Raw genomic sequence first — 11273 nt, 5'->3', positions numbered from 1 at the left:
CGGGGGGGTGCGCGTGGGGGTCGGGGGCGGGGGGGGGGGGGGGGGGGGGGCGCGGCGGGGGGGGGGCCCCCCCCCCCCCCCCGGCCCTGGGTCACGCTACCTCTACGACGACGTAGCACTCGCCGAAGAAGACGCAGTCGGCTCCTTGTCCGGGCGGGGTCATGTCGAGCGGGTCGGTGAGGGTTTCGGCCGCTCGTTTGCCCGCTTCCTTGAGTCCGTGGTTGTAGACGTCCACGGGGAACTGCGCCAGACCGGCGGCGCCGCCCACGACGCCGAAGCCCTTCGCGAAGCCCCGGCCCTTGACGGCCTCACCGCTGGGGGCCGCGCGCTGCGGGGCCTTGGGGTGCAGGTTGGGCGGGACGGCGAACTTCTGGCCGGTGACCTCGCTCATCGACTCCGCCGCGATGACGGTCTTGACGAGGTTGGTCATGGTCTTCTCGATGACGGGGTTGTCCTTGACCCGTTTGGTGACGGCGCCGGCCACGTCGTCCGAGTTCAGCGCGGTCCACAGTTCCTTGGCGTTGTCGACGGCCACCTTGCGGTCCGCGTCGGAGAGGATGCCCTTGCCGTCCTTGACCTTGGCCTTCCGGTCGTCCTCCAGCAGGTCGCGCAGACCGCCCAGCTTGGCGATGGCCTTCTCGATGTGCCACTTCTCGCCCTTGCCGCCGAACGGCTTGCCCTCGTTCAGCTCCTCGATGAGGGCGGTCGCCGTCTTGCCGTCGCCCTTGACGTCCTTGTCGGCGACGGCTTCGCGGATGTAGAGCTCCTCGACGATGTCCTTGAGGCGCTTGTTCTCGACCTTCGGCATGTGGGCGCGGGGCTTGTCCATGCCGGGGTTCGGGTTCTTCTTGGGCTTGGACGGGGTGGTCGGGGTCGGCTTCGGCTTGTAGCGGCCGTTCTGGCAGGTGGAGGGGTTCTTGTTGCACCAATCGCGTTCGTCCGGGTCGTAGGTCCCGGTGGGGTCGCTCCGGCGCAGCGGGTTGTTGTGACCGTAGGCGTACCCGTTGAGCTGCTGCGGATCCTTGGGGTCCATGATCGGGTCGCCGCTGACGAACCGGCCGAGCGCGGGATCGTACTCGCGGGCCCCGAGGTGGGTGAGGCCGGTGGCGTCCTGGGTGCCGCCGACGAATCCGCGGTCGGTGGGCCAGTTCGCGGGCGTGGTCCCCCTGGTGCCGCCGAAGGGCAGCGACCTGCGCTGGGTGAGAGCCTGGGTGTCGGCCGCGACGGACAGTTCACCGGTCCCGTGGTGGTCGGCGACGACGAAGGCGACCGAGCCGTTGTCCTGGCGGACGGCGGTGGCGCCGCCGAGGTCGTAGCTGCGGCGGGCGGTGGTCTTGCCGGTGGCCTTGGTCCAGGTGACCTCCTGGGATCCGAGGTAGAGGGTGGTGGTGCCGGCCTGTCGGCGCAGCAGCCGCATCCCGTCGGCGTCGTAGAGGTACTCGTCGGTGCCGCCGGAGCCCGTGACGGAGGCGAGGTTGCCCTCCGTGTCCCACGTCAGGGTCTGGGCGGGCCGCCCGGCGAGGGCGCGGGTGCCGGTGTTGCCGGCGGTGTCGTAGGTGTAGGTGTCGGTTCCCGTGACGGCGCCGGTGGAGACGACCGAGGTCAGCGTGTTGGGCTGGTTCTTGCCGTTCTCGTCGTAGCGGTGGGTGCGGACGGTGTCGGCGCCGGGGCCGCCGCCGGCGGGGTCGTGGATCGTCTCCTTGTCGCGGTTGCCGCCGACCGTGTAGCTGTACGAGTGCCAGTAGCGGGCGGGCCCGCCCAGTGCGGCGGTTCCGGGGTCCGCGGAGCAGTCGCCCTGGGGCGTCCACGCCTCCACCAGGCGCTGGAGGTAGTCGTGCCGGAAGCACTGCCGGTCGGTGCCGGCACGGGAGGTGTCGGTGACGGAGGTGACGTTCCCGGAGGGGTCGTAGGCGTACCGGGCGTCGCGGTCGGTACCGGGGACGCCCTCACGGTCCGTGCGGCTGGAGGCGAGGCGCTGGGTGCCCGGCTCGTAGCTGTTGCTGATCCAGGTCTTCTTGCCTCCGGTGGACAGTTCCAGTCGCAGCGGCTTGCCCGTGTGCGTGTACGTGGCGCCGGTGAGGTAGGAGGAGAGGCCCTCGACACCGATCAGGCGCTGAAGCGCGTCGTAGGTGGGGGTGACCACCTCCGCGGGCAGCGAGCCCGCCGCGGGCAGGCTCGACGACTTCAGGGTGCCGTCGAGGTTGTAGGTGGTGTTGATCTGGTGGGTGGTGCCGCCCAGGCCCGGTTCGGCGGCCGGGATGCTCAGGGTGGAGCGCAGCGGCCGGTACAGGTTGTCGTAGGCGTTGACGGTCCGCGTGTACTGGGCGCCGGTCGCGCCTCCCACGTAGCGCGTCGAGGAGGTCAGGTAGCCCTTGCGGACCGAGTCGAAGGTCCAGGAGGCCAGGAGCGTGCCCTTGCTGGAGCCCTCGCGGGTCTCGGTGTGCCGGCCGAGACCGTCGTAGACGAACGCGATCGTCTTCTTCCGGCCGAGGTCCGTGGTGGTGGTGACCTTGTCCCGGTCGTCGTAGGTGAGCTCGATGCCGCCCGAGTCGGGATCGGTGGAGGAGGTCTGGCGGCCGAGGAGGTCGTACCCGTAGGTACGGACGGCCTTGTCCGGGGTGGTGACCTTGGTGATGTGGCCGGCGCGGTCGTACTCGTAGGTGGTGCTGTCGTAGGCGCCGGAGGGCCCGGAGCCCTTGAACTCGCGGAGTTCCGTGGTGTTCCCGGAGGCGTCGAGCAGCGTCTGGGTCGGCGTGGATCCCGCCGGGGGGTCCACGGTGATCACGTCGGCGGCGTACGAGGTGGTGGTGCGGCTGAGCTCGGTGCCCTCGCCGTTGCCCTGCAGGTTGCGGCTGATCACGGTGCGGCCCAGGCCGTCGTACTGGTGCACGGTCTGGGTGTCGACGTCGCCACGGGCGGTGACCCCGAAGAGGGTCGCCTCCGGAGCCTTGGTGGCGTAGTACGGGGCGAAGACGCGCTCGACCAGGCCGCGTTCGTCGTAGAAGGTGTCGTCGATCAGCCGGCCGCCGTCGGGCCCGGCGGACTGGGACTGGCGCGGTCGCAGCCAGCCGTCGTAGAGGATGTAGGAGAGGATCTGGCTGCCGTCGTTGGCGAGCTTCTTGGCTCCGACGGCCGCGATCTTCCCCTCTTCCATCCGGTAGGTGTACTCGAGGCTCGGCGTGGGGCTCGACCCCTTGGGCCGGTTGGCCAGCCAGGCCTTGGAGAGCCGGCCGAGCGCGTCGTACTCCACTTCGCTGCGCTTGCCGTTGGCGTCGACGGTGGCCGTGGTCAGCGAGCGGACCGGATCGTACTCGGTGGTCACGGTCTGCGCGGTGGCGGCGTTGCCCGCGACGGCGGCCGGACTGGTGATCTTGACGGATCCGGGTGAGGTGGTGGTCGCGGGGGTGTGGACGGTCGTCGTCGTGCCGCCGCCCGGAGCGGTGCTGGAGGTGACGCGGCCGAAGGCGTCGTGGCCGCTGTCGGCGGCGCGGTAGCGGGGGGTCGACCCGTTCCAGCCGGTCAGCTCCTCCTGCCGGGTGAGCAGGCCCTTGGTCGGGGCCGCGCCGAAGGCGAGTTTGTCGTAGGTGTTGCGCTTGCGGGACAGGACGTTCGCCGGGGTCACGGCGGTTCCGCAGGCCACGTCGAGGACCTCGACCTGCTTGGGCAGCGCGAGGATCCAGGCCGTCGTGTTGTCCGCGTACTGGGTGGCGGTGCACGTCTCGTCGCCGGAGGCGGGCTCTCCGAGGTCGGTGACGGCGGTGGCCCGGCCCTGCGCGTCGAACTCGGTGGTGGACGAGGTCTGCCGGTAGGTGCCGTCCTGCTTGCGCTCCCATGCGCGGGTGGACCCGGTGCCGGTCAGGTTGGCCGTGACGGTCCCCCAGTCGCGGACCCGCTTGGCGGTCTCCTTGCGCCAGGGCGTGTTCACGGTACGGGACTCGATCGCGCCGTCGGGCCCGTTGTGGACGGCGGTCCGGTACTCGAAGCCCTGGTGGGCCTCGTGGTCGGTGAGCGTGCCGCCCGCGCCGTCGGAGACCTCGACCTTCTTGGTGCCGCCGGCCGGTCCCTTGCGGTCCCCGTCCATGCCCCGCAGGAACCAGTGCTCGGACTTGGCGCGCATACCGTCCCAGCCGCCGGCCTCGACGACGACGTGGCCGTAGCCGTTCCACTGGGACCAGGTCTTGTACTTCTCCTTGGTGAGGCCGTCGTCGTCGGCCCAGTGCCAGGCCGCCCCGTCGAGGTAGGAGTACCTGGTCACCATGTCGTCGGCGCCGCCGGTGCGGTCGGTCGCGGCGACCTGCGTGACGACGTACTTGTTGAACCATTCGCGGACGGGGTCCGCGGCGCCCGGGGGCTGCCAGTACTGGGGGAAGCAGCGGGTGGTGTTGGTCTCGGGCGTGGGCAGCGCGTCGAAGGAGCAGTCGGGGGCGGAGTAGGCCACGTCCAGTGCGCCGCCCGCCTCGTCCGAGACCTTGGAGAGGCGGTACTTGATGAACGGGGCGATGCCGTCGCCCAGCCGGTCGAGCCGGTTGGGGTCCTGCCGGTAGGTGAAGGTGACCGGGGGCAGGGTGATGGACGTGGTGGCGGACAGTCCCGTGTGGCGCAGGGAGGTCAGCAGCAGGGAGCGGTCGATGTCCGCGTCGCCCCAGGCGTGGGAGAGTGCCCAGGCGTCGGCGCCGGCGTAGCTCCCGGAGGGCTGGAGGATCTGCGTGGTGATCTTCGTGAGGCGCTTGCGGGTCCAGAAGGTGGGGGTGAAGCGCCCCTTGTCACAGGTGGTGCCGCCGGCGCAGTTCAGGTACCAGGGGGTGTCCTCCCACCGGGTGGGGTTCTTCTCGATCTCGGCGGGCGCGCAGGCCCCGGCGGCGGTGTCGAGGCACCGTTCCGCACTGGTGAGGTCGATCCGGCCGGTGGCCTTGGCGGTCAGCAGGGTGTCGGAGCGCTGTCCGTACTCGATGTGGTGGAGGGTGCCGCCCCGTTCGTAGGGGGTGTCGTCGGCGGCGACCCGGTTGCGGCCGTAGGAGTTGGTCTCCGGCTCGTACCAGTACGACATGGCGTTGTTGTTGGTGTCGACGACGTAGTCGAGGTTCCAGCGCCACGCCTGTCGGCACCAGGACGTCGCGAAGGTCGCCTTGTTGCACGGTTCGCCGGTGTTGTTGCCGAACACGGGGACGGTCCACGTCGACTTGGTCTCGGGCTTGCCGGTGGTCCAGCCGGGCAGGCGGTTGCGGCCGAAGAAGTACTGGAGTCCGTCGGTCGTGGTGACCTTCCAGTACTCGCCGTCGTCGTCCCGGTTGCCGGTGCCGGTGGCGTCCTTGAGCCGCTCGACGCGGGTGCCGTCGTCGTTGCGGATGCGCCAGGTGTCGGATCCGGTGGGGATCAGCTCGCCGGCGTGGCCGTTGAAGGAGATCGTGGCGTTGTCGTACCCCCAGCACAGGTCGCCGGGGGCGTCGTCCTTGTTCCACGTGCCGTCTTCGGAGCAGGGCTTGTAGCGCCGCTCGATGAAGCCGGTGTTCATGTCGAAGCCCGCGCCGATCCACGAGCCCTGGTTGTTGGTGGCCGAGGTCTGGCCGTCGATGCTGCCGGACGAGTAGGAGAGGGCGAGCTTCGGCACGAGCCCGCCCGGCACGGTCGGCGGGGCGAGCGGGTAGGACCAGGAGAAGTCCCCGGTCTGCGGGCTCGTCTGCCAGGCGGCCGAGGAGGACAGGGGGGTGGCCGCGTAGTCGCCGCCCGAACCGCCGCTGTCACCGGCGGCCGCGACGGCGGCCAGTACGGTCGGCGCCTGGGCGGGGCCCGGCCGGAGCGCGGTCGCGGACAGCACGTGGCGTTCGGTGTCGTTGGCGCCCTTCAGCGCGGTCGTCTCGCGGCAGGCGGGAAGGCGCGGCGTCGTGAGGGCGCAGGCCGGCAGGGAGACCAGCCGCAGGTGTTGTCCGTATCCGCCGCCGAAGGACTCGCGGAAGGAGGAGTAGTCGACGTCGACGTCGACCGCGCTCGTGGCTCCGGACGCGCGGGTCAGGGACAGCAGCAGTCCGTCGACGCCGGCGGACCTCGCCTGTTCGGTGCCGTGGACGCGGACGCCGACGCTCCCCGGTCCCGCGCCGGCCGGGCCGGTGTCGGGGGTGCGGCTCAGACTGACCGGCGTCCCGGGGGCGGGGACGGCGTGGGCGCGCGCGGCCGTGGAGAACGGCCGTCGGCTCGGGGCGCGCCGGTCGGGCGCGGTGGAGAGGAGACCGGCCGCGGGGGCCGCGTCGAGGTCGACGACGGCCGCCCGGGCGGCCGGGAAGTCGTCGTTCGCGGCGCGCCTGGCACCGGTGGGCAGGCCCGACGCCTGTCGTGCCTTCACTCCCAGGGCGCGGCCCGCGACGGGCTTCTCGGTGTCGATCGCGTCGGGGCGGCCGGTACCGGTGGGCAGGGCGGTCGCGGGTGGTGCCTGGAGGAGCGTTCCCGCCATGAGGGCGGCGGCCGCCAGCGCGGCGTACCGGTGGAGACGGGCCGCTCGGGGCGGCCTCGGGGGTCTGGACAAGCCGATGGTTCCTTAGGTGTTGGTCGAACGGTGAACGCGTCCGGCTCCGGAGTCGGGGACGGGTGTCGTCGGCCTCCGGAGCCGGAAGGGTGGGGGTCGGTCCCCGTGCGCGCGGGGCACGCACGGGGACCGGGGAGGGGCGGAGGTCGGCGGACCGGCCTCCGCGGGGGCCCTGATCAGGGACCGGGGACGGTGGCCAGCTCCTCGCCGTTGCCGAGCTTGGCGATCTGGGCGTCCGAGGCGACGCCGGAGAACACCCAGACGTCGTCGATGACGCCGGGCCAGTACTCGCCGAGGGCGCCGTTCTCCTTGTTGCGTCCGAACTGGAGGGTTTTGGTGGCCTGGAAGGGCCGTACGTTGTCCCGCCAGGACGTGGCCGCCTCGACCTGTTCGAGGCGCCCGTTGACGTAGAGCCGGATCTCGTCGGCGAAGGCGTCGTGGACGACCGCGAGGTGGTCCCATTCGAAATCGCTCTGGAAGGCGCTGTGTCCGACGGCCGGGCGGGCGGCGCCCGCCGCGTCCGCGGTCGGCACCTCCAGCTGGTAGTTGCCGTTCTCCGCGGGGTTCGCCGGGTCGGGTGCGTAGCGGACGGTGAAGGCGCTGTTGTGGGCACCTTCCGCCGACAGGACCGTCACCTTGCGCTGCGGACGCGAGGCGGTGTTGACCCAGGCGGTCGCGGTGAAGCTGTCCCGCGTGTCCACCGGCATCGAGGCGGTGGCGGCGTAGTCGTCGACCCCGTCGAGGACGAGGGCTCCGCCGCCGACCCATCCGGCACCGGGGGTGACGGCCGCCTGCGCGCCGAGGACGGCGGGGCGCTTGCCCGGGCTGTCGTCGGCGGCGGCCGAGGGGGTCCCTGCCGCCGAGTTGAACGTCCACCGGCCCTTGACCTGCGGGTGCCGCTTGAACAGGTCTCCGGCCTCTTCGGGCGCGAGGACCCGGTCGTAGAGGCGGACGTCGTCGATCAGGCCCTTGAAGTAGGAGCCGGGCTTGGCACCGTAGGAGCCCGCCCCCACCATGACCGGGCCGACGGCGTTGATCGGCGTGGCGGTGTAGGGGACCTGGGAGATCAACTTGCCGTTGACGAAGAGCCGCAGCTGTTTGGCCGTCGCGTCGTACACGCCGACCAGGTGGTGCCATTCGTCACCGGGGTAGACCTGTTCCGCGGCGGGCTTGCCGATGTTGGCCATCGCCCGGGTCGGATCGGAGTCGGCGGTGTCGGTGTCGTACCGGTTGAAGATCCACCGGCGGTAGTAGCCGGAGTAGTACAGCTCGAAGCCGCTCTTCTGCGTCGCGGCCTGCGTGGCGATGATCTGGGCCGTGTCGGTCTCGGTCTTGGGGAGCCGGGCCCACGCGGAGACCGAGAAGCTCTTGAGCGTGTTCAGTTGCGGGGCGGTGGTGCTCGCGTACGAGGCGGCGGGGGCGCTCAGGTCGAGGGCGCCGGCGACGGGGCCGGACGCCCCGAAGGTCGCCGCGCCCTTGAGGGCGAGCGGGTGAACGGGGTTCGCGCCCGCGATGAGCGGGGAGCCGGCCGGGTCGTCGAAGCGCCACGCGGCCTTGGCGGGACGGCCCGTGGTGACGGATCCGCCCTGTGCCAGCGCCCCGACGTCGGCGGTGCCGAGCACCCGGTCGAAGACGGCGGTCTCGTCGACCGCCCCGACCACGTGGTCCACGTACGCGCCGTTGTACTTCGCCCGGCCGATCTGGAGGCGGCCCGCCGCGTACCACGGTGCGGTGATCGGGGTGGTGCCCTGGAGGGTGCCGTTGACGTACAGGCGGTACTCCTTGGCGACGCTGTCGCGCACGGCCGCCAGGTGCGTCCAGACCCCGGTCTCCGGGGCGTTGGCCGACACGACCTTCTGGGTGGAGAACGAGGCTCCGGCGCCGTCCTTGGTCGGTGCGCGCAGGGCCCAGCGCTGCATGGCGAGTTCGTAGCCGAGATAGAACCCGGCGTGGGTGGTGCCGTCGACGCTGAGCACCGTCTGGGTGGCGGTCAGGGCGTCCAGACGGGCCCAGGTGGAGACGGTGAAGTCACCGTCGGAGGCGATGAGGTTGGGGTCGGCCTCGGCGGCCGCGTCGGTCCCTCCCAGTCCCAGTGCCGTGCCCGCGGTGCCCGGTGCGCCGAGGACGGCTCCGCCGACGGGGGTGGCCGGCAGGTTCCCGCCCTTGCCCGGGTCCGTGGTCGCACCGGCCGGCTGGTCCAGGCTCCAGGCGGCCCGTTCGGGTTGACCGGCCGAGACCTTGAAGGAGTGGGTGCCGATGGTGCTCGCGTTGTTGTTGGCGTCCCACGCCTTGACGTAGAGGTGGTTCACGCCGGGGCGGGTGGGCATGAGGTCGACGGTGACCGGCCCGCCCGGCGTCGAGGGCTTGCGCTCGTTGGCCGCGCTCGGTTCCGCGTTCAGCCCGAACTGGTACTTCACGACGTCCGTCGCGGCGGAGTCCATGGTGAACTTGCCGTAACGCCCCACTCCGTCCAGCCAGGGGTCGGCGGGGTCGGCGGAATCGGACGCCGGGTACTGCTGCGAGGTGATCACCGGCGCCTGGGGCGCCTTGGAGTCGTAGGTGAGGTAGCACCCGGTCTGGTCGTCGCCCTCGAAGCTCCACGGGCCCCACAGACGGTTGTCGGAGGCCCTCACGCCCCAGGCCATGATCCTGTTCTGCGGGATCGTCGAGGGCAACGTGATCGTGAACGGCTGCCCGGACGCCTTGGGCCCGATGCGCCCCGAGCTCCACTGCTGCTTCCAGCCGCTGCCGGCGTCCCAGTCGACCCGGAACTCGGCGTACACCTGGTCCTTGTCGGGGTCGGTGAGGACGGCGGTCACCTTGGGGACCACGTTGACCGGCTTGGACGCGGACGTGCAGGCGCCACCCGGGCTCGTGGTCAACTGGCTCTGCTTCGGGCGCGCGGGCGGATTGTTGTACTCCACGCGGAGGTACGCCGCCGAGGAGAAGCGCTTCCACATCTGCTCGGCGTTCTCGTTGGGGGCCTTCAGACCGAAGGTCAGGGAGGACTGCTTGTTCGCGGCGGCCCACACGACCGCGTCCTTGGCGTTGAACTCGATGTCCCCGTCGGGGCAGGAGGCCGTGGCTCCCTTGGCCGCCATGACCGTCGGCATCTGGTCCGCCCAGAAGCCGGATCCGTTGGTGGTGTTCCAGGTCGTGGTCTTCGTCAGCGGCTTGGTGCGCCAGAACTCGACCGGCTGCTTGGTGCAGTTGTAGGCGTGCGTCTCACGGACCACGAACTCGGCGCTGTCGATGCCCTTGCCCGCGAAGTTGGTCACCGGCACCTGGTAGAGCAGGCGTTTGGCGTCGTTCGGAGCGCAGGTCATGCCGGTGAAGTTCGGCGGGCAGAAGCCCAGGCCGGCGTCGTCCTTGCCGTCGAACTGGTAGAAGGACGAACTGGGATAGGCGCGGGACACCATCGCCCACCCCGTCGCACGGGGCGACTTCCAGGTCGGGTCGATGAACACCGGGTAGCGGGTGTCGGCATCGGCCAGGAGGGAGCGGTCCGGGGTCAATGTCACGGCGCCGGAGGTGACGGTCGCGCCGACCTCAGCGGTCCGGGAGGTTTCCGCGGGCCCGTCGAGCAGTTCGGGATCGGACGCGGCGGGGGGTACGGGGGCGTCGGAGCCGGCGGCCTCCGCCGCGGCCCGCGACTGCGCCTTGGAAGCCTTGGCCGCCTTGGACGCCTGGAAGGGCTGGGAGGGCTGGGGGGCGGCCTGGCCGGAGTCCCACATCTTCGGTCGAGGGGCTTCGAAGGCCACGCCGCCGTCCTGGGCGTCGACCGCCTCCAAGCCGCCGTCGACCGTGGCACGGACGGTCAGCCCCGTGCCCGAGACCGGCATGTGCAGGGCCGCCAGCCTGGGATCCGCCGCGGCCTTCGCGTTCTTGACGACGAGCACCTGGGAGAACCCGTCGGCGTCGGCCGACACCCGCAGATCGACGTCGGGCAGGACGTCGGGATAGGTCGCCGCCGGGCCCGAGAGGATCGGGGCGGGCAGGGAGCCGGGCCAGTTCAGGGCCAACTCGCGTCCCGCTCGGGTCATCCGCACCAGAGGGCCGGTGCCCCCGCCCGAGAAGACGACGTCCGTCGCGGTGGCGACGGGGGCGAGGCCGCCGTCCGGCCGGGCCCGCAGGGTGGTGTCGATGTCCACCCAGGAGCCGCCCTTGCGCGTACGCACGGGCTGGGTGTGGGTGATTTCGGTGAGCGTGCCGCTCGGATTGGCGTACACCTCGCGGGTGGGCCCCCGTTCGGCTGTCACCTCCACGCGCCGGCCGCTCCGCTTGGCCTCGTCCTGGGCCCGGGAGACGGCGTCCTCAGGAGCGGCGTCGGGCGGTGTGACGGGGGAGGCGGCCGGGACGGGCCCGGGAGGGGCGGCCGCCGCGCCGGCCGGGACCGCGGATCCCGTGATGAGTGCGGTGATCAGGGAGCCGATCACCAGGGGGGCGGCACCGCTGCCGGTCGCCCCCCTCGTTCTTGCAGCCACGCGTTCTACTTCCGTAAGAGGGCGCAGGGTTGATGGAGCGTCCCCTGCGACGGAGTGGAGGGTCGGCGTGGGCGATCGGCAGAGGTACTGCCAGTGACTACCCCGACCTACCGTCTCGTTGCGCCCCCGCACGCCCGCGGGCGACGGTGCCCGCGGCCTCTTGATCCAGATGAGACAGGGATCACTATCAGGTGTAGACCATTGAGGGTCAATGTGATCATAGTCATGCAAATTCCATTCCCAATGAAACGCCGCATAAGGGGAGTTCGACA

The 11273-nt window shown here is 71.4% G+C and carries 2 protein-coding genes; both read right to left on the bottom strand.

Annotated elements, in window-relative coordinates:
- Nucleotides 1–91: 91 nt before the first annotated feature.
- Nucleotides 92–6517 carry an RHS repeat-associated core domain-containing protein gene (locus tag ACIQVI_RS01115; protein ID WP_403589721.1) on the bottom strand — a complete coding sequence of 2142 codons (6426 nt, stop codon included), beginning with the start codon at nucleotides 6515–6517 and terminating at the stop codon, nucleotides 92–94.
- Nucleotides 6518–6693: 176 nt separating this feature from the next.
- Nucleotides 6694–11001, bottom strand: coding sequence for a LamG domain-containing protein (locus ACIQVI_RS01110; RefSeq protein ID WP_403589719.1), 4308 nt, complete (start codon nucleotides 10999–11001; stop codon nucleotides 6694–6696).
- Nucleotides 11002–11273 lie beyond the last annotated feature (272 nt).

The organism is Streptomyces sp. NPDC098101 (genome assembly GCF_044760185.1).
GTDB lineage: Bacteria > Actinomycetota > Actinomycetes > Streptomycetales > Streptomycetaceae > Streptomyces.
Note: the sequence above shows the minus strand (reverse complement) of the source record. Positions and strands in the feature narration are given on the sequence as shown.